Genomic DNA, 24,736 nt, shown 5'->3' with positions numbered 1-24,736 from the left:
AGACGGCCATGGGGTCGCTACCGTCCCGGTCATGAGAATCGTTCCGGCCAACGGCATCGAGCTGGCCGTCGAGACGCACGGTGATCCTGACGGCCGGCCGCTGCTGTTGGTGGGCGGGCTCGGGCAGCACCTGGTCGGGTGGCACCCCGACCTGGTGGCGAGCATGGTCCGGCGCGGCTACCACGTGATCGCCTTCGACAACCGTGACGTGGGACATTCGACCCACCTGGACTGGCACGGGCCGCCCGATCTGGTCGGGATCGTGTCGGGCCGGACCGAGCTCGCGCCCTACGGCCTGGAGGACATGGCCGCCGACACCCTCGGGCTCCTGGACGCGCTCGGCCTCGACTCGGCCCATGTGCTGGGGGTCTCCCTCGGTGGCATGATCGCCCAGCTGCTGGCGCTGAACAGCCCGGAGCGCGTGCGCAGCCTGACCTCCGTGATGTCGCACCCCGGCGACCACAGCGTGAAGCCGTCGGAGGAGGCCGTCGCGCTGCTGCTGCGGCCCAGCCCGAGCAGCCTGGAGGAGTTCATCGGCCGCGCGGAGGAGTCCGCGAGGGTGATCGGCTCACCCGAGTTCGCGGTGGACGTCCCCTGGCTGCAAAGCCGTTCAAGGGTGCTCTGGGAGCGACGGCAGAACCCGGCCGGGGTCGCCCGGCAGCTGGCGGCGATCCTGGTAGCCGCGGACCGCTCGGAGGCACTGCGGGGGCTGCGGGTGCCGACACTCGTCGTGCACGGCAGTCACGACCCGCTGATCCCCGTGCGCGGTGGGCGCCTCACGGCGGCCGCCGTCCCGTCCGCGGAGCTGCTGGAGATCGACGGGATGGCGCACGATCTGCCGCGCGAGATCTGGGCGCGCCTGCTGGACCGGCTCGACGACATCGCCCACCACGGCGAATCGCTGCGCTCGGCGCTCAGGACCCCGGTTTCACCACCATGAGGACGATCACCAGCACCCAGCAGGTGACCGCGGTGGCGGCGCCGATCGTGATCAGTGGGAGGTGGCGGTGCGCGTCGCCGCCGCCCTCGATCTCCTCGATGGCTCGCCGCAGCCGCGGGGACACCACGGCCAGGCTGACCGCCACCGCGACGAGCCACAGCGTGATGGAGGCGGTGAGCCAGGGATCGCTGATCCGGCGGACGCTGCCGAAGGATCCCTCCCGCAGGATCACCAGCCCGAACAGGGCCACCAGAACGGTCGCGGGCGGGTAGTACCGGGTCGAGCGGGCCGCCGCCCGCAACCGGGGCAGGCCGGCGGGCCCGGCCAGTACCAGCCGGGGCGCCGCGGCCGTCGTCACGCAAAGCGGACCGACCAGCAGGACGGCAGACAGGACATGCAGTGTCAGGACGAGTCCGTAGCTGCCCGAATGAGGCATGACCAGACCGTATCGACCGCGCGGCGCGGTGCGGAGACGGGGCCGTGCCGGGTGGGCCGGCCGAGTTCGGCTGCCTGTCAGAGTTCGGCTGCCTGTCAGAGTTCGGCTGCCTGTCAGAGTTCGGCCGCCTGTCAGAGTTCGGCCGACTGGTAGTAGAGGAGTTCGATCGCGCGGCCGAAGTAGGTGCCGTAGATCGTCTCCGCGTCCCCGGCGTAGGCGTAGCTGACGACGCTGTCGACCCAGCCGACACCCGGCCCGGCCCGGCCGAGCCCGACCATCAGCGGGCCGCCGCTGGCCCCGCCGGTCATGTCGCAGGCCAGGCCCAGCGAGGCGGTGCCGTAGGGGTCGGCCGAGGGCGAGCCGGCGCAGTAGATCAGCCGCTCGCCGTCGTACTGCCCGATCCGCGGGTAGCCGAAGGCGTACTGGGCCGAGGTCCGCGGCTGGTTGAAGGCGATCCGCTGGGCGCCGACGACGTCCTGGATGTGGCGCCCGCCGCGCGTGTTGAACAGGATGAACCCGGCGTCGTAGTCGAAGTCGCCGCGCAGGCCCCAGGCCGGGGTGACCGTGATGCGGCGGGCCGTCCACAGTCCGTAGGGCAGCGAGCCGTCGGCGTAGCCGGGCATGAAGGCCACGTTGGTCGAGAAGACCCCGCCCGCGCCCTCGTGCAGGCAGTGACCCGCGGTCACCGCGAGATCACCTCCGAGGCTGGACACCACGGTCGCGGAGCAGGCGTAGTCGATGCCGCGGATCGTGGTGAACAGGCGGCCCACCGTCCGGGTCACCAGACCGCCGTGGGTGTACGGGGCTCCGGTGCTCGCCGGTGGGGGGCCGGTCGGCCGCTGGGCCCGGTCCGTCGCGGTCGGGCCGTCCAGCCGGGAGGGGCGCGGTTTGTCGTCCCGTCCGGCCGGGACGGCGGCCTGGGCGCGGGTGCGCCGTTCATAGGACCAGTACGCGTGGATCCGGGCCTGCTCCTCGTCGGTCGAGGCGACCGGGGCGGACAGCGGCTCCGCGTACGGGGGCGCCAGGGGCACGGAGTAGCGGCCCGAGAAGGGCCCGGGCAGTTCCCGGGTGAGTACGGATCCGGTCCTCGGCTGCGTCGTGGGCTGGCCGCTTCCGGTGGCAGCGGCCGCCAGCGAGGGGATCGACGCGAGGGTGCAGAGGATGACGGCGGCCGCGGCGGTGCGGCCGCGGCGGCCGGGACTTCTCCCCGGCCGCAGCCTGCCGCCCGGCGGCCGCCGGTGCCTGCCGGGCCGGCCTCGATCAGCTTCATGATCGTCAGTGTGCTCGCACTCTGCCACCACGAGCGCGCACAGTAGCACCTCTATAACTGATAGTGCTGGCCTCGGTGGCTCAGCGAGCCACCCTCCCGGCACCGCGGGAACGCAGGTAGTCCCGGATGACGTAGTTGCCGAGCGCGTCCGGATCCGGCGAGAGCACGCGGCCGCCGTTGCGCCGGGCCATCTCCTCGACGAACCGCACGAGCCGCGGCTCGTCGTCGAGCATGAAGACGTTGATCGTGACTCCGCGCCGGGTCAGCCGGTCGACCTCCGCGAGCGTCAGCTCCAGGGTCTCGGGCATCGGCGGCCAGGAGAAGGACGTCGTACCGTCGCGTTGCAGATGCGCTGTGGGCTCACCGTCCGTCACGACCATGACCACGGGCTCGGCGTCCGGGTAACGGCGCAGCAGGCGGCCCGCGATCAGCAGCGCGTGCTGCAGGTTCGTGCCCTGCACCATCTCGGAGTCCAGACCGGCGAGCTCGACCGGGCGAAGCTCCCGGGCGTAGTCGGAGAAACCGATGATGTGCACCTTGTCCTGGGGGAAACGCGTGGTGACGAGCGAGTGCAGCGCGAGCGCCGTCGACTTCGCCACCCCCCAGCTGCCCCGCAGCGCCATGGAGTAGGACAGGTCCACGAGCAGGCAGACGGCGGCGCTGGTGCGCCGCTCCGTCTCGGCGACCTCGAAGTCGTCGACGGTCAGCCGGATCCGCCGGCCCGGGCCGGGCGGGCCGGCCCGCAGCAGCGAGTTGCGCACCGTGCGGACCACGTCGATCGGCTGGGTGTCGCCGAACTGCCAGCGCCGCGAGGTGCCGAGGAGGTCTCCGGCGGAACCCGCGTCGGTGTCGGTGTGATCGCCGCGCCCGCGGGCGGTCGTGTCGCGGAAGATGCGGGCCAGCGCCGTCTCGCCGATCCGCCGCACCGCCCGGGGGGTGAGCTCCAGGGCGCCGGCGCGCCGGGTGATGAAGCCCTGCCGCTCCAGCTCCCGCTCGACCTGCTGAAGCTGGCGCAGGTCGTCGACGGCCGTCCGGCCGAGAGCCCGCGCGACGGCCTCGGGGTCGACGTCGTCCAGTGAGGCACCGGGGTAGTCCTGGCCGAGCGCGGCGGCGAGCTCGTCGAGTTCCGCGAGCTCCTCCAGGGCGCTGGTCGCGTCGCCGAGGCCGAGCGGCTCACCGCCGTTCATCGCGTCGGAGAAGCGCCCGCGGCCGCGGCCGCGCCCGCGCCCGCCCCAGTCCAGCCCCGGGCGGGCGGAGCGCAGCGCCTGGGACAGCCGGGACATCTCCCCGGCCAGGCCCAGGTCCTCCATCGCGGTGGCCATCAGGTCGGCGAGCTCCTGGCGCTGGGCGGGGGTCAGCCCGGCCAGCAGCCGCTGGGCGGCGGCCGCCCGGCGGGCCAGCGCGTCGATCAGCTCCTCCAGGTCCCGCGGGTTCTCCGGGAAGAACTCGCCGTGCCGGCGCATGAACTCCTCGAAGCGGGCCTGGGTGTCCTCACCCCGGCCCCGCGCCTCCAGCAGATCGTTCAGGTCACCGACCATCTCGCGGACCCGGGCCAGGTCCCGCGGCGAGGCGCCCTGCAGCGCCTGCTTCATCCCGCGGAACTGCGCGTCGAGCACCTCGCGGCGCAGCAGGTCGGAGATCTGCTCGTAGGTCTCCCGGGCCTGCGGCGAGCGCCAGTCGTAGTCGGCCAGCTCCCGGACCGCGCGGGCCGCGTCGGACGGCAGCGCGTCCAGCTCCGCCTCGCGCATCCGGGCCTCGTCCCCGGGGTCGGGGAACAGGGCCGCCCGCTCCTGCCCGACCGCGGTGTCGAGCAGCCGGCGGACCTCCTCCAGTGTGCCGTCGAGCCGGCCGCGGGAACGGGCCTCCCGGCGACGCCGCTCGACGGCGCGGCGCAGGTCGTCCAGCCCGCGGCGGCCCGACATGCCGCGGCGCAGCAGGGCGTCCAGCGCCTCCCGTGGCGTGCGGCCCTCCAGGATCTGGTGGGACATCTCGTCGACGGCATCCGTCGCGGAGAAGGGAGACGCCAGCGGGTCGGCCCCCCCGTCCCACGGGCCGTATCGGAACAGTCCGGAACTCACCGGTGCCTCCTGCGTGGCCTACCGCTTGCTGGATGTCCTCTGGCGGGGTGGCGGCTGCTCGTCCGGGACCGGTGCCGACTGGTCAGCCTCCGTACACCGTCCGGCCGGGCAGCTCCTCCTTGGCGAGCCGGCGGTCGAGGTAAAGGCCCTCCATCGCCAGCTCCAGGGCGGCGGCGGCCAGGCCCGGGGACTCGGCGCCGTCGACGTCCAGGCGGGTGAGGATCGCCGCCAGGCCGGGCACCGGCCCGACCCGGCGCAGCAGCTCGGCGGCCGGCACGAGATCACCGGTCTCCACCGTGCCGCGCTCGAAGCGCTGCTGCAGGCCCGACAGGTCGGTGCCGGCCAGCCTGGCGCGGAAGGTCTCCGCGAGCGCCCGGCGCAGCATCAGCGCCAGGATCTCGTCCTCGCGGCCCTCCTCCAGCTGGTCGAACTCGACCTTGCCCCGGACGGCCGGGACGATGGCGGCCAGGTCGACGACCCGCGCGGTCGCGGTGTCCTCACCGGTCAGCGCCGCCCGCCGGACGGCGGAGGCGGCGACCGTCTCGGCCGCGGCCACCGCGAGCCGGGCCGAGACCCCGGAGCGTTGGTCGACCTGCGGGGCGTCGCGGACCAGGCGGGTGAAGCGGGCCACCACCTCGACCAGGTGGTCGGGCAGCTCGGGGGCACCCAGCGGCGAACCGGCCCAGGAGATCACGGCCTCCTGGCGGATGAGCCGCAGCTCGTCGTCCAGCCGGAGCGGGTAGTGGGTGCGGACCTCGGCGCCGAAGCGGTCCTTGAGCGGGGTGATGATGCGGCCGCGGTTGGTGTAGTCCTCCGGGTTCGCCGAGGCGACCAGAAGCAGGTCCAGCGGCAGCCGAAGCAGGTAGCCGCGAACCTGGATGTCCCGCTCCTCCAGCACGTTGAGCAACGCCACCTGGATGCGTTCCGCCAGGTCAGGCAGCTCGTTCACGCTGAAGATGCCGCGGTTGGTGCGGGGCACGAGCCCGTAGTGCACCGTCTCGGGGTCGCCGAGCGTGCGGCCCTCGGCGACCTTGACCGGGTCGACGTCACCGATCAGGTCGCCGACGCTGGTGTCGGGGGTGGCGAGCTTCTCCCCGAACCGCTCGGCACGGTGCCGCCAGGTGATGGGCAGCCGGTCGCCCACCTCGGCGAGCAGGAGTCGGCACCGGCCGCAGACCGGGGCGTACGGATGGTCGTTGATCTCGCAGCCGGCCACGGCCGGCGACCACTCGTCGAGCAACCCGACCAGGGTCCGGATCAGGCGGGTCTTGCCCTGGCCCCGCTCGCCCAGGAACACGATGTCGTGCCCCGCGAGCAGGGCCCGTTCCACCTGCGGGAGGACGGTGTCGTCGAAGCCGACGATGCCGGGGAAGCGAGGCTCGTCGGCCCGCATCCTGGCAAGGAGGTTCTCGCGCAGCTCGGCCCGTACCGAGCGGTGACGATGGCCGGATAGGCGCAAATCAGCGAGGGTTGTCGCGCTCGGCGGAGAGCTGGGCGCGGACAGCGCGGACGCGGTGGGAACCGCCGCGCCGGCGGCGGGGGACTGCGTCGAGGGCGTGGACGGACTGTGCGGAGCCGGCGGATCTGCCACCAGCAGACGGTACGTCGACACCGGCCGCCGCGCAGCGGACCGGAGTGTCGTCCGCTTATGGCGTAGTGGTCCGGTTTGCCGGGCGCGCCGCCCGCGCGGGGGTTATCGGGCGCCCGCGCGGGGCCTGTCGCCGGCCGTCGGGCCGTCGGGCCTTGCGGCGCTTACGGCACGTAGGGCGCGATCGCGACGATCTCCACCTTGGCCGAGCGCCCGTTCGGCAGCGTGTAGCTGACCGTCTCGCCGGCCTTGTGGCCGGTGACGGCGCCGCCCAGGGGAGAGGCGGGGGAGAACACCTCGATGCTCGCGCTGTGGTCCTCGCGGGAGCCGATGAGGAACTTCTCCGTCTCCCGCTCGCCGGGGAACCTGATCTCGACGATCATCCCGGGCCCGGCCTCGCCGGAGACGGGGGCGGAGGCCTCGCCGACCTGCGCGTCCCGGAGCAGGTCCATCAGCTGGCGGATGCGGGCCTCCTGCTTGCCCTGCTCCTCCTTGGCAGCGTGGTAGCCACCGTTCTCCCGCAGGTCGCCTTCCTCACGGGCGGCCTCGATCTTCGCGGCGATCTCGGTACGCCACGTGCCCGTGAGGTAGTCGAGCTCGGAGCGAAGTCGGTCGTAGGCCTCCTGGGTGAGCCAGGTCTGCTGCGTCAACGCGTCACGCTCCTCGAGGGATACCAAAGTTCTTACTTTATCGGAGGGGAGCATTGCTCCCGGTGGTTCGACCACGACGGCCCTCAGCCCGTGGAGCACCCGAGCGGGGCAGCCCAGGCCGCGCCAGCCGGCCCGAATCGGGCCGAGCGGGGATCGGGCCACCCCGACACCGTTCCACAGCGCGCGGGGCCGTCGTGGTTGACAAGCGCCGCGACCGTGAGCGATGGCCGCCCTGGCCGGACCGACGACGATGTCGGTCTGCCAACGATGTCAGTCCGTCAAACGCCTGGCTGCCCGGTTGCGATCTTGGGTCTGCAGGTGTACGCGGACGGTGTATTGTGCCACGGCGCAGGGTAACTTTTCCAGATCGAAAGTGAACTGGGTCTCGTTCGTCGCATCCCGCCGCCGCGTGCTCTCGCCGGAGTCGGCCGCGGCGCTTCCCGCGTCCGCCGCAACGCTCCCGGCGTCCGCCACAATGGGCTGCATGCTCCCGGCCGAACAGGAGCGTGGCCTACGGCTCATGGCCGTCCACGCGCATCCCGACGACGAGTCCAGCAAGGGCGCGGCGACGATGGCCCGCTACGCCCATGAGGGCATCGAGGTGCTGGTGGCGACATGTACCGGGGGCGAGGCGGGCAGCATCCTCAACCCGGCCATGGACTCGCCCGAGGTCCTCGCCCGCATGCCGGAGGTCCGGCGTGAGGAGATGGAACGGGCGCGGCGGATCCTCGGTGTGGGCCACGAGTGGCTCGGCTTCGTCGACTCGGGACTACCCGAAGGTGACCCGCTGCCGCCGCTGCCGGAGGGGAGCTTCGCCACCCTCCCACTCGCCGACGCGGCCCGCCCGCTGGTGCGCCTGATCCGCCAGTTCCGCCCGCAGGTCGTGACGACCTATGACGAGAACGGCGGGTACCCGCACCCGGATCACATCATGACCCACCGGATCACCGTGGAGGCGTTCGAGGCCGCGGGTGATCCGGCGCGCTATCCGGAGGTCGGCGTCGAGGCGGGGCTGGAACCCTGGCAGCCGCTGAAGCTCTACTACCACCTCACCTTTCACAAGGAGCGCATCCTCGCGCTGCACCAGGGCATGCGCGCCGCCGGCCTGGAGTCGCCCTACGCCAAGCGGCTGGACGAGTGGATCGACCGCGCCGAGGACGCCGGCCGGCTGACCACCCGGGTGCGCTGCGAGGAGTGGTTCGAGGTCCGCGACCGGGCGCTGCTGGCGCACGCGACCCAGGTCGACCCGGATGGTCCGTGGTTCCGGGTGCCGCTCGAGCTGCAGCGGGAGTCCTGGCCGACCGAGGACTACCAGCTCGCCCGTTCACTGATCGAGGTGGGCACGCTGCCCGAGGACGATCTGTTCAACGGGATCCGTTGAGGATCGGGCGCGCCGCGTANGGTCGAACGAGACCGGGTACGGGCCGGCGGAACAACTGGCGGAACAACTGGCGGAACGGCCGGTGGAACAGCCGGAAACGGACAGCCGGAACGGATGGGAGGTGTCGGTCGGTGGATGACAGGTCAGGCGGACTGCGGCTGGCCGCGGAGATCGGCACCGGTACCAGTGGTGCCCTCGTGGTCTTCGCGCTGATCCTGGCGTCGGCCGGGCTCTTCGTGTTCCTCTCGAAGAGCCTGCGCCGGATGCGGATGAACGTCGCCAGTGGCGAGTTCGGCGCGGCCCACGGGGTGAAGGCCTCCCGCGGGGCCTCGCCCGACGCGCCGGTGGGGGGCGCCGGCGCCGTGCGTTCGACCGCCGGTGCGGCGGGCGCCGCGGAGCAGGGCGGGCCCGGCACCGAGGCGGGCGGGAAGCTCCCCCGGCAGCGGGCCGGGAAGAAGACCGAGCAGGACGCGGGGCCCGACCCGGCCTGACCGGATCAGGCCAGCGCAGGTCGGTCGTCGGTTCGACGCGCCCCGGTCGGTAGTCGGCCGGGGCGTGTCTCGGTCACGTGTCTCGGTCACGCGCCGCGGTCAGTCGTCGGCGCCCGGGTGCCGGCCGCCGCGCCCGCGTTTGACCTGCCCGCGGAGCTTCTTTCCGGCCAGGCGCCGCTCCACCGAGCCGCGGCTCGGCCGGGTCGGCCGCCGCGGCCGCGGCGGTGGGGCGGTGGCCTCCCGCAGGAGGGCGGCCAGTCGTTCCAGCGCCGCCTCCCGGTTCCGGAGCTGGGAGCGATGCTCGGACGCGGCGAGGGTCAGCACCCCGCCCACCAGCCGCCCCTCGAGGCGAGCCAGCGCCCGGGCGCGCAACTGCTCGGGCACGGAGGGTGCCCCGGCCACATCGAAGGACAGCTCCACCCGGCTGTCCGAGGTGTTCACCGACTGCCCGCCGGGGCCCGTCGAGCGGGAGTAACGCCAGCCGAGCTCCCCGGCCGGGATCTGAAAACCCGGCCGGATCACCAGTACCTCCGGCAGCATCGTCACATCGTTTCAGCGCTTCGGACGGCCGTCAGCCCAACGCGATGTTGACGATCCGGCCCGGGACGACGATCAGACGCTTCACCGTCCTGCCGGCGGTGTGCCGGGAGTAGTCGGGGTGGGCTTCCAGCACCTGGCGCACGGCCGCCTCGTCCGCGTCGGGCACGACATCGATCGTGAAGCGGACCTTGCCGTTGACCTGCACCGGCAGCCGAACGGTGGAGGCGGCGGCCAGGGACTCGTCGCCCTCGGGGAAGGGCACGGTGGAGACCGAGCCGGTGTGGCCGAGCCGGGCCCACAGCTCCTCGGTGATGTGCGGTGCCAGCGGCGCCGTCATCAGCACCATCGCCTCGGCCAGCTCCCGCGGCGGCCCGGCGAGGCCGGCGCCGAAGTGCTTGCTGGCCAGGTTCGTCAGCTCGATCATGCGGGCGACCGCGGTGTTGAACCGCAGCTCGGCGTAGTCGGCCCGCACGGTCAGGATCGTCCGGTGCAGGGCTTGGGCGNCCTCGTCGTCCAGCGCGACGTCCCGCACCCGGGGCTCGCCGGTCTCCTCGTCGATGATGTTGCGCCAGAGCCGCTGCAGGAAGCGGTAGGAGCCGACGATGTCGTCGGTGCGCCAGGGGCGGTGGGCATCCAGGGGCCCCATCGCCATCTCGTAGACCCGCAGCGTGTCGGCCCCGTAGCTGTCGTACATCTCGTCCGGGCTGACGCTGTTCTTCAGGCTCTTGCCCATCTTGCCGGAGCGCCGGTTCACCGGAACTCCGTCGTGGGTGTACGTCCCGTCCTCGCCGCGGACGACCTCGGCGGCGGCGACGTACATGCCGCGGGAGTCGGTGAACGCGTCGGCCTGGATGTAGCCCTGGTTGTACAGGCGCTTGAACGGCTCCCTGGTCGAGACGAGGCCCAGGTCGTAGAGCACCTTGTGCCAGAAGCGGGCGTAGAGCAGGTGCAGCACGGCGTGCTCGACGCCGCCGACGTACAGGTCGACGCCGCCGTCGCCGGCGGGCCCGCGGTCGGAGTGCATCCAGTAGCGCTCGACGGCCGGGTCGACGAAGCGCTCCGAGTTCGTCGGGTCCAGGTAGCGCAGGTAGTACCAGCAGGAGCCGGCCCACTGCGGCATCGTGTTCGTCTCGCGTCGGTACTGGCGCGGGCCGTCACCGAGGTCGAGGGTCACCGTGGTCCACTCCGTGGCTCTCGCCAGCGGCGGGACGGGCTCGCTCTCGTCGTCGTCGGCCATCGCCCGTGGCCGGAAGTCGGTCATCTCGGGCAGTTCGACCGGCAGCAGGTCCTCGGGCACCGCGACCGGCAGGCCCTCGTCGTCGAAGAGGATCGGGAACGGCTCGCCCCAGTACCGCTGGCGGGAGAACAGCCAGTCGCGCAGCCGGTAGGAGCGGGTCGCCCGGCCGCGGCCGGCATCCTCCAGCCAGCCTACGGTCGTCTTGATCGCCTCGTCCTTCGACAGGCCGGCCAGCACCGGCCGGTCCGGCGGGCCGGGCAGGTAGGCGCCCTCGCCGGCGAAGGACTCGGGCCAGGACGAGGCGGGTGCCCCGGCGGGCAGCCCATGCTCGGCCAGCCAGGCCTCGCCGGGCTCCAGCACCGCGGTGACGGGGAGGCCGAACTCGCGGGCGAAGGAGAAGTCCCGCTCGTCGTGCGCCGGCACCGCCATGATCGCCCCGGTGCCGTAGCCGAGCAGGACGTAGTCGGCCAGGAAGACCGGGATCTCGCCGCCGCCGACGGGGTTGGTCACGTACGTCCCGGTGAACACGCCGGTGCGGTCGATCTCGGCGCCGCCGCGCTGGCGGTCGCTGCGCCGGCCGGCGAAGACCCGGTAGGCGTCGACGGCGGCCCGCGGGTTCCACTCACCGTCGGGCGTGCCGGCCGGGCGCTCCTGCTCGAACCGCCAGGTGGCCGGGGTGCCCGCCGGCCAGGCGGCGGCGGTCAGCGCGTCGACGAGCGGGTGCTCCGGGGCCAGCACCAGGAAGCTCGCCCCGGGCAGGGTGTCGGGCCGGGTGGTGTAGACCTCGATGTCGACCGGGGACCCGGTACCGGTACCGGTACCGGCGCCGCTCGCGGCCGGGGTGGTGGAGAAGCGCACGGTGGCGCCGTCACTCGGCCCGATCCAGTTGCGCTGCATCTGCTTGATGGAGTCGGGCCAGTCGACCAGGTCGAGATCCGACATCAGCCGGTCGGCGTAGGCGGTGATCCGCATCATCCACTGGCGCAGCGGGCGCCGGTAGACCGGATAGTTGCCGATGTCGCTGCGGCCCTCCGGCGTGACCTCCTCGTTGGCCAGCACGGTGCCCAGGCCGGGGCACCAGTTCACCAGCTCCTCGGAGATGTAGGTGAGCCGGTGGGCGTCGATGACGCGGCGCCGCTGGGCGGGGGACAGCTCGGCCCACTCGGCCTGCTCCGGGTTCGCCTCCAGGGTTCCCGGACCGGCCGCGGACCGGCGCCCGCTCTCGAGCTCCTCGACCAGCTCCTCGATCGGCCGCGCCCGGCCGGCGGCCTCGTCGTACCAGCTGCCGAAGATCTTCAGGAAGATCCACTGAGTCCACCGGTAGTAGTCGGTGTCCGTGGTCGCGATCTCCCGGCGGGTGTCGTGGCCCAGGCCCAGCCGGGACAGCTGCCGCCGCATGTTCGCGATGTTCGCCTCGGTCGTCACCCGCGGGTGCTGGCCGGTGTTGATGGCGTACTGCTCGGCGGGCAGCCCGAAGGCGTCATAGCCGAAGGTGTGCAGCACATGGCGGCCGGTCATCCGCAGGAAGCGGGCGAAGACGTCCGACCCGATGTAGCCCAGCGGGTGGCCCACATGCAGACCAGTCCCGCTCGGGTACGGGAACATGTCCAGCACGTAGAACGGGTCCCGGCCGCGAACGGCGTCGAAGCCCTCGGACAGCGGACCGGTCGGGTTGGGCGACTCGAAGGTGCCCTCGGTGAGCCACCGCTGCTGCCAGCGCTTCTCGATCTCGGCGGCGAGCCGCGAGTCGTAGCGGTGGGGCAGGTCGGCGTCGCCGCCCGCGGGCGCCGCGGGCGTGTCGCGTCGGGTGGGCTCGTTCATCGCAGGTCGCATCCCAAGACATCGATCACTGTTGATCCGTTCCCGCTCGCGCGCCCAGGCCGACGACGGGCGGCCGCGCGCCCGCGGGGGTCGCGGCGGGGATGGCGGTCGTGGACCGGAGCGGGGGAACGGTGTGGATCACTCCTGGCTTCCAGCGTATCCGTGCCGCGGCAGTCGCTGTCGGCAGTGTCGCGGTGGCATGGTGGTGCGGTGCCCAACAAGCTCGCGGAGCAGACGTCCCCCTACCTGCTGCAGCACGCGGACAACCCGGTCGACTGGTGGCCCTGGGGGCCCGAGGCGTTCGCCGAGGCCACCTCGCGCGGTGTGCCGGTGCTCCTCTCGGTCGGCTACGCCTCCTGCCACTGGTGCCACGTCATGGCGCACGAGTCGTTCGAGGACGAGCAGATCGCCGCGTACATGAACGAGCACTTCGTCAACATCAAGGTCGACCGGGAGGAACGCCCCGACGTCGACTCGGTCTACATGGACGTCACGGTCGCCCTGACCGGGCACGGCGGCTGGCCGATGACGGTGTTCCTCNCCCCCGCCGCGGAGCCGTTCTTCGCCGGCACCTACTTCCCACCCCGCCCGCGTCCGGGCAGCACCTCGTTCACCCAGGTGATGACGGCGATCGTGGATGCCTGGACCCAGCGCCGGGAGGAGATAGAGGAGGCCGGGGCGGACATCGCCCGCCGGCTGGCGGAGGTCGTCGCGCTGCCCGGCGGCGGTTCCGGAGCCGACGCCGCCACGAAGGTCACCGCCGAGCTGCTCGACGGCGCGGTCGCCGGGCTGACCAAGCGGTTCGACGCCCGGCACGGCGGTTTCGGGCCGCGGCCGAAGTTCCCGCCGTCCATGGTGGCCGAGCTGCTGCTGCGCCACTGGGCGCGCGCCGGCGACGACCACTCGCTGGAGATGGTGCGCACGACCTGCGAGCGGATGGCCCGCGGCGGCATCTACGACCAGCTCGCCGGCGGCTTCGCCCGCTACAGCGTCGACGACACGTGGACCGTCCCGCACTTCGAGAAGATGCTCTACGACAACGCCCAGCTGCTGCGGGTCTACCTGCACCTGTGGCGGGCGACCGGCTCGCCGCTGGCGGAGCGCGTGGTGCGGGAGACCACCGAGTTCCTGCTCACCGATCTGCGCACCCCCGAGGGCGGCTTCGCCTCCGCGCTGGACGCCGACGCCGTGCCCGCCGGGCAGCCCGGCGCGCACCCGGAGGAGGGCGCGAGCTACTCCTGGACGCCCGCCCAACTGGTCGAGGTCCTCGGCCCCGACGACGGCGCCTGGGCGGCGCGGGTGCTGGCGGTCACCGAGCCCGGGACCTTCGAGCACGGCACCTCGGTGCTGATGCTGCCGGCCGATCCGGACGACCCGGCCCGGTTCGCCCGGGTCCGGAGCGCGCTGGCCGCGGCCCGGGCGCTCCGGCCGCAGCCGGCCCGGGATGACAAGATCGTCGCGGCCTGGAACGGGCTCACGATCGCTGCCCTCGCCGAGGCGGGCGCACTGCTGGCCGAGCCCGGCTGGATCGCCGCCGCCACCCGGGCCGCCGAGCTGCTGCGGGACGTCCACCTGCACGAAGGTCGGCTGTGGCGGACCAGCCGGGACGGGCGGCGCGGGCCGAACGCGGGCGTCCTGGAGGACTACGGGTGCGTCGCCGAGGGGTACCTGGCGCTGTACCAGGTGACCGCCGACCAGCAGTGGCTGACGCTGGCGGGCGAGCTGCTCGATGTTGTGCGGGCGCGCTTCGCCGCACCCGACGGCGGCTTCTTCGACACCGCCGACGATGCGGAGGCGCTGCTGCGGCGGCCGCGGGAGGCCTCCGACTCGGCCACCCCGTCCGGGCAGGCCGCCGTGGCGGGGGCGCTGCTGACCTTCGCCGCGCTGACCGGCTCGGCGGAGCATCGTGACGCCGCGGAGGCGACGGTGGGGCTGCTCACGCCGTTGCTGGCACGGGACGCCCGGTTCGCCGGCTGGGCAGGAGCGGTCGCGGAGGCGGTGCTGGCCGGACCCGCCGAGGTCGCGGTGGTCGACCGGCCGGACCTGGAGCGGCTGGCGCGGCTCGGCACCGCACCCGGAGCGGTCGTCGTCACCGCCGGCCCGCTCGCCGCCGGCCGGGACGAACCTGCCGTGTATGTCTGCCGTGACTTCGTCTGTGAGCTTCCGGTGACGACGGCCGAGGAGGTTCGGGCGAAACTGGGCGTTCGGATTATGTTGTAAGCATGTAATCAGGGTGGCTGTGGCGGTAGCGTGGGCCGCGGCCCGCCCGGGGGCCGGCCGCTCGGTCGGGGCCGTGTCCTCGCCCGGCAGGCATGTCGTCCGACCAGTGAGGGGACTGTCATGGCCGGTCTTCGAGGACGAGGGCCCGCCCGGGGAGGCGACCGGGATGACACCGCCTCCGCGGACGACGTCGCGGAGTGGTTCACGGCCCGGATACCCGACGGCTGGTTCACCGGCCCACCCAGAGTGACGGTCGATCGGGACGAGATCATGGTGGTCGGCGCGCTGGGTCGGGCCGACCCGCCGGCCCCATCCGACCCGCCGGCCCCATCCGACCCGCCGGCCCCATCCGACCCGCCGGCCCCATCCGACCCGCCGGCCCCTTCCGCCTCGCCGGCGCCGCCTGCCCGCCCGCTCACCCCGGCCGGTCTGTCGGCCGCGGGGGGTCCGACGCCCGGATCAGCCGTGGCGGACCCGGGCGGCCGGGTCCGCCACTTCCGCGAGGAGACCAGGGACCTGCGGATCGGCCTGGCGCGGGAGGCCGAGGCGCGGTTCGGGCGCAAGGTGGCCTGGGGCGTCACCCTGGGCGGTACCACCGAGCTGTTCACGACGCTGTCCGTTCCGGTGATGACACGACTGCGTCAGCCGGAGCGGCAGGNCCTGGACACCCTGGTTGATTCCGGGGTTGCGCGCAGCCGGAGTGAGGCGCTCGCCTGGTGTGTCCGGCTGGTGGGGGAGAACGCGGACACCTGGCTCGCCCGACTGCGGGAAGCGATGGAAAAAGTCGAGCAGATCCGCGCCGAGGGCCCGGGAATTTAGGCGTCCCGGCGACCTGATCGCCGATATCGGTCGGCCCGGGCCGGACGATCCCAAACCGTGCCCTCGGCCGGCCGCCGGCCAGCCCCGCGCCGGCCTCCCGTACACCCTCCCGTACATCCGTGAATGTGCGTTTGCCGGCCGCGGAACTTCGTCACCGACGGTGGCCGCGACCGAGGCCGGGCAAAGGATGCGCGTCTGCGCAGATGCGGCTTTGCGCAAATGCGGATGCCGGCGAGCGGGCACCGGCGAGTGGATGGCGGGCCGATGGCTCTCGCGCGCGGGTAGTCACCGGGCGAGTGGCCGCCGGCCGGGCATGGTGATCATCCCGACCGGGCATGTTGTCGGGTGTGGGAGTCAGCCGCGCATTGCGATCATCAAAGCGATGTAGTGGCAGCTGGCCGCGACCAGGGTGAAGGCGTGGAACACCTCGTGGTAACCGAACGTGCCCGGTGCGGGGTCGGGGCGGCGGGCGGCGTACACCAGCGCGCCCAGGCTGTAGCCGGCCCCGCCGACCACCAGCAGCACGAACGCCGCGACCCCGGCCTGATGGAGCAGCTCGGGCATGACGAAGACAGCGACCCAGCCGAGCGCGATGTAGAGCGGCACGATCAGGAAGCGCGGCGAGTGCAGCCACAGCATGCGCATCAGCACCCNCAGTGCCGCGCCGCTCCACACGACGACCAGCACGACTCCGGCGGTGCGCTCGGGCAACGCGATGAGCGCGAAGGGGGTGTAGGTGCCAGCGATGAACACGAAGATCATCGAATGGTCGAGGCGCTTCATCAGCGAGCNGGCGCGTGAGGTGGACCACATTTTACGGTGATAGAGGGCACTGGTGCCGAACAGGGCCGCAATGCTAAGCGCGTAAACCCCCATCCCGATGCGAGCCCTCAGTGTCGGGGCGAGTGCCACCGCAATGACGCCGAGTGCAAGGCTGACGGGGAATGCTCCGGCATGTAGCCACCCCCGCATGCGCGGTCGCACCAGGTCACGCGGATGCGCGTTCCGTGCTGCATCGTCGGTGTCCAGGGTCTGCCGTGCGAGGGACGCCACGCCTGAGCACGATATCCCCTCCTCGTGTGAGGTCACGAAGCGGAGCGGGTCGGCGCCGGTCGGCGCCGGTCGGTCTGTCCCCGTGCGTGATGGATCCTACGTTTCCGCGCACTGCCTACCGCGCGACTCTGCACCGAAAGCGCGGTACAGTCTAATGATCCTGAACGCGGCCTCGAACTGCCCCGTTTCCCGCTGGTTTGTACCTGGGTGTCTGGTGGTGTTCGGGTGCGAACGCGGCACCTGGCTGAGGGCACTCGCACACGGGACGAGAACGCGACAGGTCAACTCGACCGGAGGTGTGAGCTGTGACGACCGCGGCACAGATTCCCGGGCTGGACGCCGCCCCGACCAAGCACGCCAGGCTGATCGCCTGGGTGCGCGAGATCGCCGAACTCACCCAGCCGGACCGTATTGAATGGTGCGACGGCTCGGTGTCCGAGTTCGATCGGCTGACGACGCTGCTCATCGAGAAGGGCACGCTGGTCCGGCTTGCCGACGACAAACGTCCGAACAGCTTCTATGCTGCCTCGGACCCCAGCGACGTCGCCCGGGTGGAGGACCGGACATTCATTTGTTCGGAAAAGGCGGAGGACGCCGGCCCGACGAATAACTGGGTCGATCCCGCGGAGATGCGGGTAAAGCTGGGTGAGCTATTCGCCGGCTGTATGCGGGGGCGGACGATGTATGTCGTCCCGTTCTGCATGGGCCCACTCGGGTCGCATATCTCGGCGCTCGGCGTGGAAATCACCGACTCGCCATATGTCGTGATCTCGATGCGCACGATGACCCGTATGGGGGCGCCGGCGCTGGAGCAGCTCGGCGACGACGGGTTTTTCGTTCCGGCGGTGCATTCGCTGGGTGCCCCGCTGGAGCCGGGGGCTACTGATGTCCCGTGGCCGTGCAGCGAGACGAAGTACATCACCCACTTCCCGGAGACCCGCGAGATCTGGTCCTACGGGTCCGGCTACGGCGGCAACGCCCTGCTGGGCAAGAAGTGCTACGCCCTGCGTATCGCCTCGGTCATGGCGCGTGACCAGGGGTGGCTGGCCGAGCACATGCTGATCCTCAAGCTGACCTCGCCNGCGGGGAAGGTCCACTTCGTGGCCGCCGCCTTCCCGTCCGCGTGTGGCAAGACGAACCTCGCGATGCTGATCCCGACGCTGCCGGGCTGGAAGGCCGAGACCGTCGGTGACGACATCGCCTGGATGCGGTTCGGCGAGGACGGCCGGCTCTACGCCGTGAACCCGGAGGCGGGCCTGTTCGGCGTCGCGCCGGGCACCGGCGAGGAGACGAACCCGAACGCGGTCAAGACCCTGTGGGGCAACGCCGTGTTCACCAACGTCGCCCGCACCGACGACGGCGACGTCTGGTGGGAGGGCCTCACCCCGGAGAAGCCCGCGCACCTCATCGACTGGAAGGGCCGGGACTGGACTCCCGCGTCCGCGGAGCCGGCGGCGCACCCGAACGCCCGGTTCACCGTGCCGGCCAGCCAGTGCCCGACCATGGCGCCCGAGTGGGAGGACCCGGCGGGCGTGCCGATCTCGGCGATCCTCTTCGGCGGGCGCCGCGCGACGGCCGTCCCGCTGGTGACCGAGGCGCCGGACTGGCAGCGCGGGGTGTTCTTCGGCTCGATCGTGGCGTCGGAGACCACGGCCGCCCAGGCGGGCGCGATCGGCAAGCTGCGGCGTGACCCGTTCGCGATGCTGCCGTTCTGCGGCTACAACATGGCGGACTACTTCGCCCACTGGCTGAAGCTGGGCAAGAACGCCGACCCGGGCAAGCTGCCGAGGATCTACTACGTCAACTGGTTCCGCAAGAGCCCCGAGGGCCGCTACCTGTGGCCANGGTTCGGCGAGAACAGCCGGGTGCTGGCCTGGATCGCGAGCCGGCTCGACGGCGAGGCGAANGGTGTGGAGACGCCGCTCGGCATCCTGCCGGCGCCAGGCGAACTGCCCACCGAGGGTCTGGACGTCTCAGCCGAGGACCTGGCGACGCTGCTGTCCGTCGACTCCGAAGTGTGGCGGCAGGAGGCCGAGCTGATCCCCGAGCACTACAACACCTTCGGCGACAGCCTGCCGGAGGAGCTGTGGGCCGAGCACGAGGCACTCACCAAGCGGCTCAACGGCTGACGTCCGGGCGGCCGGTTCGCGTGCCCCGCGCGCCGGCCCGCCTTCCGACGCCGGCTGTCGTCACGTTTCGTAACGCTTCGTCAGCCCGAACCGGCGCCCGCGCTTCCGCGCGGGCGCCGGTTCGCGTTGTGGGCTCGGGCATCGCGGCCGAGCCCGGACGGGGTGGCCGGATCTCCGTGTCGGACCTCTGTGCCGGGCGCGGGTGGCGAGCGTCTCACCGGCGCGGGGTGCCGGATCTCAGCCATCAGGTCATCTGAGAAGAACCAGTCGGTTTCGTACCGTGAGATTCTTCGCAGAAGGTGACTACTGGCCGGCCATGGCCGAGCATAGACCACGAAGGGCACACAAGAACTAGCGAAGCGTGTTGTAAGAAGTTGGTCGCCATCTTGCGGGGTGACGGCTAACGTGAGAGCCCTAGCGTCTCAAGTCGTGGTCGACATCGGGTCGGCCACTCGGGAGGCCCCTCGGTGCCGCAGCTGCGACAACGTCAGGAGGCCGGTGCCCGGCCTCTGCACAGGGGCCCGGTCCCGGATACCTCCGAGTAGGCGGGTGGGCGTGTGCCACGAACGCATGTCGTCGACACAAGCGTGCTGCTCTCTGATCCTGGCGCGCTGTTGCGGTTCGCGGAGCACAATGTCGTGCTCCCCCTGGTTGTCATAGGGGAGCTGGAAGCCAAGCGGAACCATCCNGAACTCGGCTGGTTCGCCCGGGAGGCCCTGCGCATCCTGGACGACCTCCGGATCCGCCACGGGCGGCTTGATCAGCCGCTGCCCCTGGAATCCGGAGGAACACTCCGGGTGGAACTTAACCACACCGACCCCTCGGTGCTTCCACCGGGGTTCCGCGTGGGCGACAACGACTCCCGGATCCTCTCCGTGGCCCTCAACCTCGCCGCCGAAGGCGCCGATGTCGTGCTGGTCACGAAGGATCTCCCGCTGCGGGTGAAGGCATCCGTCGTCGGGCTCGCCGCGGAGGAGTACCAGGCGCTGTCCCCGGTGGACAGCGGGTGGAGCGGCATGGCGGAGCTGACCGTGAGCCAGGACGATCTGGACCGGCTCTACGCCAAGGAGCTCGTCGAGATTCCCGAGGCGGCCGACCTGCCCTGCCACACCGGGCTGGTGCTCACCGCCGCCGGGGGCAGCGCGTCCGCGCTCGGCCGGGTCACCGCGGACAAGTCCGTCCAGATCGTGCGAGGTGACCGGGACGCCTTCGGCCTGCACGGCCGCTCCGCGGAGCAGCGGGTGGCCCTCGACCTTCTCCTCGACAACGAGATCGGCATCGTCTCCCTCGGTGGCCGTGCCGGGACGGGCAAGTCCGCCCTGGCGCTGTGCGCCGGCCTGGAGGCGGTCATGGAGCGCCGCCTGCACCGCCGGGTCGTCGTCTTCCGGCCGCTCTACGCCGTCGGCGGGCAGGATCTCGGCTACCTGCCGGGCAGCGAGAACGAGAAGATGGCGCCCTGGGCCCAGGCCGTCTTCGACACCCTGGGTGCCCTGGTGTCGCCCGAGGTCATCGAGGAGATCGTCGACCGGGGCATGCTGGAGGTCCTGCCGCTCACGCACATCCGCGGCCGCTCGCTGCACGACGCCTTCGTCATCGTGGACGAGGCCCAGTCGCTGGAGCGCGGGGTACTGCTGACCGTGCTGTCGCGGCTCGGCCAGGGCTCGCGGGTGGTACTCACCCACGACGTCGCCCAGCGTGACAACCTGCGGGTCGGCCGGCATGACGGGGTCGCCTCGGTGATTGAGACACTCAAGGGCCACCCCCTGTTCGCGCATGTCACCCTCACCCGGTCCGAGCGGTCGCCGATCGCCGCGCTGGTAACGACCATGCTCGAGGACCTGGTCATCTGAGCTGGTCGGATCGGCCGAACTGGCCCAGTTCGGCCTAATTTCACAACTGCACACAGCGATGGCCTCGTCGCCGCTAGTGGCGGGCGGCGAGGCCGGGCGCGGCCGGCCATCGATCATCCTCCGTGGGGTGGGGCCCGGCCTTTCCGCCGGGGCGGAGCCTGGTCCGGATTCGCCGGGGGAGCGCGGGAACGACCAGCCGCCCGCGGTGGTTGTGTGGGTGAAAGCACGGAGGTGGTTAGTCATGTTCTTCGGTCGCCCCAAGACCGCCCTGCCGACCGCCGAGCAGGCCCTGCCCGGCCGCACCGCACCGATCTTCAGCGGGCCCGACCGCCACGCCGTCCTCGGGACGCCCCTGCTCGGCCCCTTCCCGGAAGGGCTCGCGACCGCGGTGTTCGGTCTGGGCTGTTTCTGGGGCGCCGAGCGGAAGTTCTGGCAGGTCCCGGGTGTGTACTCCACCGCGGTCGGCTACGCGGGCGGGTTCACGCCGAACCCGACCTACGAGGAGACCTGCTCCGGCCTGACCGGCCACACCGAGGCCGTGCTCGTCGTCTTCGACCCGGCGAAGGTCGGCTACGACGAGCTGCTCCGTGTCTTCTGGGAGAGCCACGACCCGACCCAGGGCATGCGCCAGGGCAACGACGTGGGCACCCAGTACCGCTCCGCGATCTACACGACCAGCGACGAGCAGGCCGCCGCCGCGCTCGCCAGCCGGGACGCCTTCCAGCGGGCGCTCGACGCCGCCGGATACTCCCGGATCACCACCGAGATCGCGCCGGCCGGCCCGTTCTACTACGCCGAGGAGTACCACCAGCAGTACCTCTCGGACAGCAAGAACCCCAACGGCTACTGCGGCCTCGGTGGCACCGGAGTCAGCTGCCCCGTCGGTCTCGCGCCCGCCGAATCCTAGGGGATCGTCAGCCGCCCGGTCCCGGCCGGCGGGAGAGCGGCCAGGCCGGCGCGCACGGCGGCGGCGGTCTGGCCGAGCTCGGCCCGTTCGCGGATCCGCCAGTCGGCGTCGATGCGGAAGGAGTCGCCGGCGAAGCGGGGGAACGGGGCTCGGGTTCGATCAGGAGCCCGCGATCGGGATGGTCGTTTCCGCGGCTGGTGTGATCCGTCGCCAGGTCGTCTCCGTGACGATCACGTGGTCCAGGAAGCGCAGGCCGACGACACCGGCTGCCTGCTGGATCCGCCGGGTCACCTGACGGTCCGCGAGGCTCGGCTCGGGGTTGCCGTCGGGGTGGTTGTGGGCGAGCCCGAAGGCGGCGCCGCCGCTGCGCAGGACGTGGGCGAGCAGCTCACGCACGCTCAGCGGGCTGTGGTCGGACGACCCCTGGCTGAGCGGGCCGACCCAACGGACGGCGGCGTTGCCGTCGCAGACGATCAGGATGACCCGCTCGCTGCGCAGGCCCCGCAGGTGCGGCGCGGCGACCGCGGCGAGGGCCTCGGTGCTGCTCACCGGCGCCGCCGCCGACGGCGGGCGGGTGCGCCGGCCGAGCTGGAAGGCCGCGCAGACCCGGGCGGCCTTCGCCGGGCCGACGCCGACCTGCCGGACCAGCTCCTGGGGTCCTGCCCGGGACAGCTCGTAGAGCCCGCCGTACCTGGCGATGAGCCGCCCGGCGAGGTCGACGGCGTCGGTGCCGGGGGCGCCGGAGCCCAGCAGCAGCGCCAGCAGCTCCNGGTCGGCGAGGGCCTCGACGCCGGCCGCGAGAGCGCGCTCCCGTGGCCGTTCGTGGGTGGGGAGGTCCTTCAGGCGCATTGCCGCTACCCCGCTTTCCGGTGTGCCTGACCAGGGAGCCTTATGCCCTGGTTGTGCCCGTGTGGTCCGGGTGTGCGACTNCGGTAGGGGCCGGGTACGACAGGTTCCGCGTCCGAGCCGCCCGCCGTGCCGCAACGTCGGCGGTCGTTTGCGCGTCTGCCTTGTGTGCACNCCTCGGCGCGTGGGAGATCAAGTGACACGCCGTAACCACACCGTCGCCAGTGGCGCCGGTCGCAACCTCGGTAACTACGAGCACCGCAGCTACGAGCACCGCAACTACGAGCACCGCGCCCGCGGGCGCGCCCGTGGCGGCGGTGTCCGGACCTGGGATGAGTTCACCCGGGAGGAACGCCGTACCGGGCTGACCGTGCTGGCCGCGATCGGGATCGTCGCCGTGGTCGCGGTGTGGCTCCTCATCGGCAACGAGACGAGTGTGAGTGCCCGGGCGGGCGCGGCGGCACCGCCGACCGTCGACGTCGGCGCCGAGCTGAACGCCTGGTACGACTCCACCGCCGCCGTGCGCACCGAGGTCGCCCGGGTGGTGTCCGATGTACGGACCCACATCGCGGCGGACGACGGCACGTCCCTGCGGCCGGCCTGCGTGGCGCTGGACACGGCCGCGCTGTCGGCGGCCGGAGTCGCCGCCGCGCCGGTGGAGACGGCGCGGAAGGCATGGTCCGACGGTGCCGCCGCGTACACCAGCGCGGCGAAGGCCTGCGGCAACCTGTTCGACGGTACGGCGGAGCCGGTGGCCACACTGCTCGCGCGCACCACCACGGCACTGGACACCGCGGACGGTCTGTGGACCCGGCTCGGCTCCGACCTGCGACAGCCGGCCCAGACCGCTCCGTGACCTGAACATCGCCGTGACCTGAACATCGCCGTGACCTGAACATCGCCGTGACCTGAACATCGCCGTGACCTGAAAAGCGCCGTGACCTGAAAAGCGCCGTGCCCTGAACGTCGCCGCGGGGCCAAGCACGGGCTTCGGGCGGATGATGCTGCGAGACTCTGTGCGATGGGCTACCCAGCAGAGTTGGAAGCGCACGCCGACGCACTTCTCACGACCGCGCTGCGTGATCTGGGCGCGCCGGTCCCCAGCTGCCCGGGCTGGGACTGCCGCCGCCTGCTCTCCCACGTCGGGCGGTTGTTCGCCGTGACCGCGGCGCATCTGCCGAGAGGCGTGACCGACGAGCCCGAGCGGGTGCCGGTGCCGCCGCAGGGCGACGCCGCGCTCGCCGACTACTTCCGGAACACGACCGCCGAGATCGTGGCCCTGCTGCGGGAGGTCGACCCGGAGCTTCCGGCCTGGACGCTCACGAACCACATCACTCCCGGGGTGGCCGCGTTCTGGCCGCGCCGGCTGGCCAACGAGACGCTCGTGCACGCCTGGGACGCGGCCGGGGCCTTCGGCGAGTCGCCGGAGTTCGTGCCGGAGCAGGCCGCGGACGCCATCGACGAGCTGCTGACGTCGCTGCTGCCGGCGGCGCGGGCGGTGGGGATCTCGCCGCCCGGCGAGGGAACCGTCCACGTGCATCTCACGGATGTCCCCGGCGAATGGCTGGTGCGGCTGGAGGGGCCGGCGGCGCGGGTGGCGAAGGAGCACGCGAAGGGAGACGCCGCGCTGCGCGGCCCGGCCGGTGCCGTCCTGCTCGCGGTGTGGGGGCGGATCGACCCGACGGATCCCGGTCCCCGCGGGGATGGGCTCGCCGTCCACGGGGACGCCGCGCTCCTACCGGCCCTGCGTAACGGGCGATGATCTCGGTGGGCCCGCGAGCCGGGGTGGCTGCCTCGGCGGTCGGGGTGGCCTCCGCGGCCGGGGTGGCCTCGGTGGTCGGGGTGGCCTCGGCGGCCGGCGTGGTCCGCGCGGCCCGGGAGTCGGACATCGAGGCGATGCGGTTCGTCGAGCAGGCGGCCGGCCAGCTGTTCCTCCAGGTCGGGATGCCGGAGGTGGCGGCGGATCCGCCCTTCGCGCCGGACGTGCTGCTCGGGTACGTCCGGCGTGGTCAGGCCTGGGTCTCGCCGGCGGCCGGGCTCGGCGCCGGCGGTACCGGGGGCGGGCCTGATCCGGGCGATCCGGTCGGTTACGCGCTGGTCGATCTGATGGCGGGCAGCCTGCACCTCGAACAGCTCTCGGTGCGCCCGGACCACGGCCGGTGCGGTCGGGGCGCCGCGCTGTTCGCGGCGGTGTGCGGACAGGCCCGGCTGCTCGGGTATCCCCGGGTGACGCTGTCGACCTTCCGCGACGTGCCGTGGAACGCGCCGCTCTACGCCCGGTGGGGGGCCCAGCCCCTGGCCGCCGCGGAGATCGACGTCGAGCTGGCCGCGGTGGTCGAGCGGGAGCGTGCCCACGGCCTCGACCCGTCCGGTCGGCTGCTGATGGCCGTCGACCTTCCCGGCCGGGCGCCCGCCGGTCCCGCCTGATCGGCCTCCGCCGGCTGTCGGCGGGTGTCGCCGGGGGGGCGGCGGCGGCTGTC

At 72.4% G+C, this 24,736-nt stretch carries 18 protein-coding genes and 12 pseudogenes; 16 read left to right on the top strand and 14 right to left on the bottom strand.

The genetic code is table 11. The annotated features are described in order from the left end of the window. The first annotated feature begins 31 nt into the window (after positions 1–31). Positions 32–940 carry an alpha/beta fold hydrolase gene (locus tag UG55_RS16545; protein WP_066069594.1) on the top strand — a complete coding sequence of 303 codons (909 nt, stop codon included), beginning with the start codon at positions 32–34 and terminating at the stop codon, positions 938–940. Here UG55_RS16545 and UG55_RS16540 read toward each other — a convergent pair. The 5 genes from UG55_RS16540 to greA all read right to left on the bottom strand — a co-directional run bounded on the left by UG55_RS16540 (position 915) and on the right by greA (position 6,962). Continuing rightward, on the bottom strand, positions 915–1,376 hold the full coding sequence (locus UG55_RS16540; protein ID WP_066069591.1) for a DUF2269 family protein: 462 nt from the start codon (positions 1,374–1,376) through the stop codon (positions 915–917). The genes UG55_RS16545 and UG55_RS16540 overlap by 26 nt on opposite strands. Positions 1,377–1,507: 131 nt before the next feature. Beyond that, a complete protein-coding gene (locus UG55_RS16535) occupies positions 1,508–2,677 on the bottom strand; it encodes a serine protease (protein WP_242424637.1) in 1,170 nt (389 codons plus the stop codon). A gap of 49 nt (positions 2,678–2,726) precedes the next feature. Further along, entirely contained in the window at positions 2,727–4,724 is a 1,998-nt protein-coding gene (locus UG55_RS16530) for a VWA domain-containing protein (protein WP_066069588.1), read from the bottom strand. Positions 4,725–4,806: 82 nt separating this feature from the next. Then, a complete protein-coding gene (locus UG55_RS16525; RefSeq protein WP_396230933.1) occupies positions 4,807–6,228 on the bottom strand; it encodes a magnesium chelatase in 1,422 nt (473 codons plus the stop codon). A 248-nt stretch (positions 6,229–6,476) separates the two neighbouring features. Next, a complete protein-coding gene (greA, locus tag UG55_RS16520) occupies positions 6,477–6,962 on the bottom strand; it encodes a transcription elongation factor GreA (RefSeq protein WP_066069585.1) in 486 nt (161 codons plus the stop codon). A gap of 475 nt (positions 6,963–7,437) precedes the next feature. On the opposite strand from greA, the gene mca reads away from it, so the two are divergent. Further along, the gene (gene mca, locus UG55_RS16515; protein ID WP_066069696.1) at positions 7,438–8,343 is read left to right on the top strand and encodes a mycothiol conjugate amidase Mca; all 906 of its coding nucleotides are present in this window, start codon (positions 7,438–7,440) and stop codon (positions 8,341–8,343) included. Between the two features lie 131 nt (positions 8,344–8,474). After that, positions 8,475–8,834, top strand: coding sequence for a hypothetical protein (locus UG55_RS16510; RefSeq protein ID WP_066069581.1), 360 nt, complete (start codon positions 8,475–8,477; stop codon positions 8,832–8,834). A 99-nt stretch (positions 8,835–8,933) separates the two neighbouring features. Here UG55_RS16510 and arfB read toward each other — a convergent pair whose 3' ends face one another. The 3 genes and pseudogenes from arfB to UG55_RS16500 form a co-directional block, all read right to left on the bottom strand. Continuing rightward, a complete protein-coding gene (gene arfB / locus UG55_RS16505; protein ID WP_066069693.1) occupies positions 8,934–9,374 on the bottom strand; it encodes an alternative ribosome rescue aminoacyl-tRNA hydrolase ArfB in 441 nt (146 codons plus the stop codon). A gap of 31 nt (positions 9,375–9,405) precedes the next feature. After that, positions 9,406–9,877: pseudogene (locus UG55_RS38095) on the bottom strand (class I tRNA ligase family protein); the annotation flags it as partial. Position 9,878: 1 nt separating this feature from the next. Beyond that, positions 9,879–12,432, bottom strand: a 2,554-nt coding sequence (locus tag UG55_RS16500) for a class I tRNA ligase family protein (protein WP_242424636.1), incomplete at its 3' end; no start/stop codon positions are given. Positions 12,433–12,642: 210 nt separating this feature from the next. Here UG55_RS16500 and UG55_RS38090 point away from each other — a divergent pair. From UG55_RS38090 to UG55_RS38085, 3 genes and pseudogenes are all read left to right on the top strand, one after another. After that, positions 12,643–12,972 (top strand): annotated as a pseudogene (locus UG55_RS38090) (DUF255 domain-containing protein); the annotation flags it as partial. A gap of 1 nt (position 12,973) precedes the next feature. After that, positions 12,974–14,652, top strand: a 1,679-nt coding sequence (locus tag UG55_RS16495; RefSeq protein WP_242424635.1) for a thioredoxin domain-containing protein, incomplete at its 5' end; no start/stop codon positions are given. 120 nt (positions 14,653–14,772) lie between these two features. Beyond that, positions 14,773–15,310 (top strand): annotated as a pseudogene (locus UG55_RS38085) (hypothetical protein); the annotation flags it as partial. 515 nt (positions 15,311–15,825) lie between these two features. Here UG55_RS38085 and UG55_RS38080 read toward each other — a convergent pair. The 3 genes and pseudogenes from UG55_RS38080 to UG55_RS38070 all read right to left on the bottom strand — a co-directional run. Next, positions 15,826–16,124 (bottom strand): annotated as a pseudogene (locus tag UG55_RS38080) (hemolysin III family protein); the annotation flags it as partial. 1 nt (position 16,125) lies between these two features. Beyond that, a pseudogene (locus UG55_RS38075) lies at positions 16,126–16,262 on the bottom strand (hemolysin III family protein); the annotation flags it as partial. 1 nt (position 16,263) lies between these two features. Next, positions 16,264–16,500, bottom strand: a 237-nt coding sequence (locus UG55_RS38070) for a hemolysin III family protein (protein WP_396230932.1), incomplete at its 3' end; no start/stop codon positions are given. 329 nt (positions 16,501–16,829) lie between these two features. Here UG55_RS38070 and UG55_RS38065 point away from each other — a divergent pair. From UG55_RS38065 to msrA, 7 genes and pseudogenes are all read left to right on the top strand, one after another. After that, positions 16,830–17,605 (top strand): annotated as a pseudogene (locus UG55_RS38065) (phosphoenolpyruvate carboxykinase); the annotation flags it as partial. A gap of 1 nt (position 17,606) precedes the next feature. Next, positions 17,607–18,368, top strand: a pseudogene (locus tag UG55_RS38060) (phosphoenolpyruvate carboxykinase domain-containing protein); the annotation flags it as partial. Position 18,369: 1 nt separating this feature from the next. Next, positions 18,370–18,430 (top strand): annotated as a pseudogene (locus UG55_RS38055) (hypothetical protein); the annotation flags it as partial. Position 18,431: 1 nt separating this feature from the next. Then, on the top strand, positions 18,432–18,653 hold a 222-nt coding region (locus UG55_RS38050), incomplete at its 5' end, for a phosphoenolpyruvate carboxykinase domain-containing protein (protein WP_242424634.1). 557 nt (positions 18,654–19,210) lie between these two features. Further along, positions 19,211–19,341 (top strand): annotated as a pseudogene (locus UG55_RS38045) (PIN domain-containing protein); the annotation flags it as partial. A 1-nt stretch (position 19,342) separates the two neighbouring features. After that, positions 19,343–20,503: PhoH family protein (locus UG55_RS16475; RefSeq protein WP_242424633.1), on the top strand; the 1,161-nt coding region annotated here is incomplete at its 5' end. 241 nt (positions 20,504–20,744) lie between these two features. Beyond that, the gene (gene msrA, locus UG55_RS16470; RefSeq protein ID WP_066069564.1) at positions 20,745–21,410 is read left to right on the top strand and encodes a peptide-methionine (S)-S-oxide reductase MsrA; all 666 of its coding nucleotides are present in this window, start codon (positions 20,745–20,747) and stop codon (positions 21,408–21,410) included. Here msrA and UG55_RS47395 read toward each other — a convergent pair. The 3 pseudogenes from UG55_RS47395 to UG55_RS45995 form a co-directional block, all read right to left on the bottom strand. Beyond that, positions 21,407–21,553, bottom strand: a pseudogene (locus tag UG55_RS47395) (HIT family protein); the annotation flags it as partial. The gene msrA and the pseudogene UG55_RS47395 sit on opposite strands and share 4 nt — an antisense overlap. Before the next feature lie 16 nt (positions 21,554–21,569). After that, positions 21,570–22,179, bottom strand: a pseudogene (locus tag UG55_RS16465) (RadC family protein); the annotation flags it as partial. A gap of 1 nt (position 22,180) precedes the next feature. Then, a pseudogene (locus UG55_RS45995) lies at positions 22,181–22,259 on the bottom strand (DNA repair protein); the annotation flags it as partial. 193 nt (positions 22,260–22,452) lie between these two features. Between UG55_RS45995 and UG55_RS16460 the strand changes: the two are divergent. From UG55_RS16460 to UG55_RS16450, 3 genes are all read left to right on the top strand, one after another. Continuing rightward, positions 22,453–23,112 (top strand): hypothetical protein, encoded by a 660-nt coding sequence (locus tag UG55_RS16460; protein ID WP_242424632.1) that lies wholly within the window; start codon positions 22,453–22,455, stop codon positions 23,110–23,112. 165 nt (positions 23,113–23,277) lie between these two features. Continuing rightward, positions 23,278–24,018 (top strand): maleylpyruvate isomerase family mycothiol-dependent enzyme, encoded by a 741-nt coding sequence (locus tag UG55_RS16455; protein WP_066069558.1) that lies wholly within the window; start codon positions 23,278–23,280, stop codon positions 24,016–24,018. A gap of 5 nt (positions 24,019–24,023) precedes the next feature. Next, positions 24,024–24,683 carry a GNAT family N-acetyltransferase gene (locus UG55_RS16450; RefSeq protein ID WP_206779380.1) on the top strand — a complete coding sequence of 220 codons (660 nt, stop codon included), beginning with the start codon at positions 24,024–24,026 and terminating at the stop codon, positions 24,681–24,683. Positions 24,684–24,736: the final 53 nt, after the last annotated feature.

Origin of the sequence: Frankia sp. EI5c, from assembly GCF_001636565.1 — a bacterium.
In the GTDB taxonomy this organism is placed as follows: Bacteria; Actinomycetota; Actinomycetes; order Frankiales; family Frankiaceae; genus Parafrankia.
The sequence above is the reverse complement of the archived record's forward strand: the minus strand, read 5'-3'. Positions and strand labels throughout refer to the sequence as shown.

Excerpts from the sequence above, each read along its gene's own strand:
- arfB (WP_066069693.1), bottom strand. The coding sequence starts at position 9,374 with ATGCTGCCGGAGGTACTGGTGATCCGGCCGGGTTTTCAGATCCCGGCC.
- mca (WP_066069696.1), top strand. The coding sequence starts at position 7,438 with ATGGGCTGCATGCTCCCGGCCGAACAGGAGCGTGGCCTACGGCTCATG.
- UG55_RS16540 (WP_066069591.1), bottom strand. The coding sequence starts at position 1,376 with ATGCCTCATTCGGGCAGCTACGGACTCGTCCTGACACTGCATGTCCTG.
- UG55_RS16455 (WP_066069558.1), top strand. The coding sequence starts at position 23,278 with ATGGGCTACCCAGCAGAGTTGGAAGCGCACGCCGACGCACTTCTCACG.
- msrA (WP_066069564.1), top strand. The coding sequence starts at position 20,745 with ATGTTCTTCGGTCGCCCCAAGACCGCCCTGCCGACCGCCGAGCAGGCC.
- UG55_RS16545 (WP_066069594.1), top strand. The coding sequence starts at position 32 with ATGAGAATCGTTCCGGCCAACGGCATCGAGCTGGCCGTCGAGACGCAC.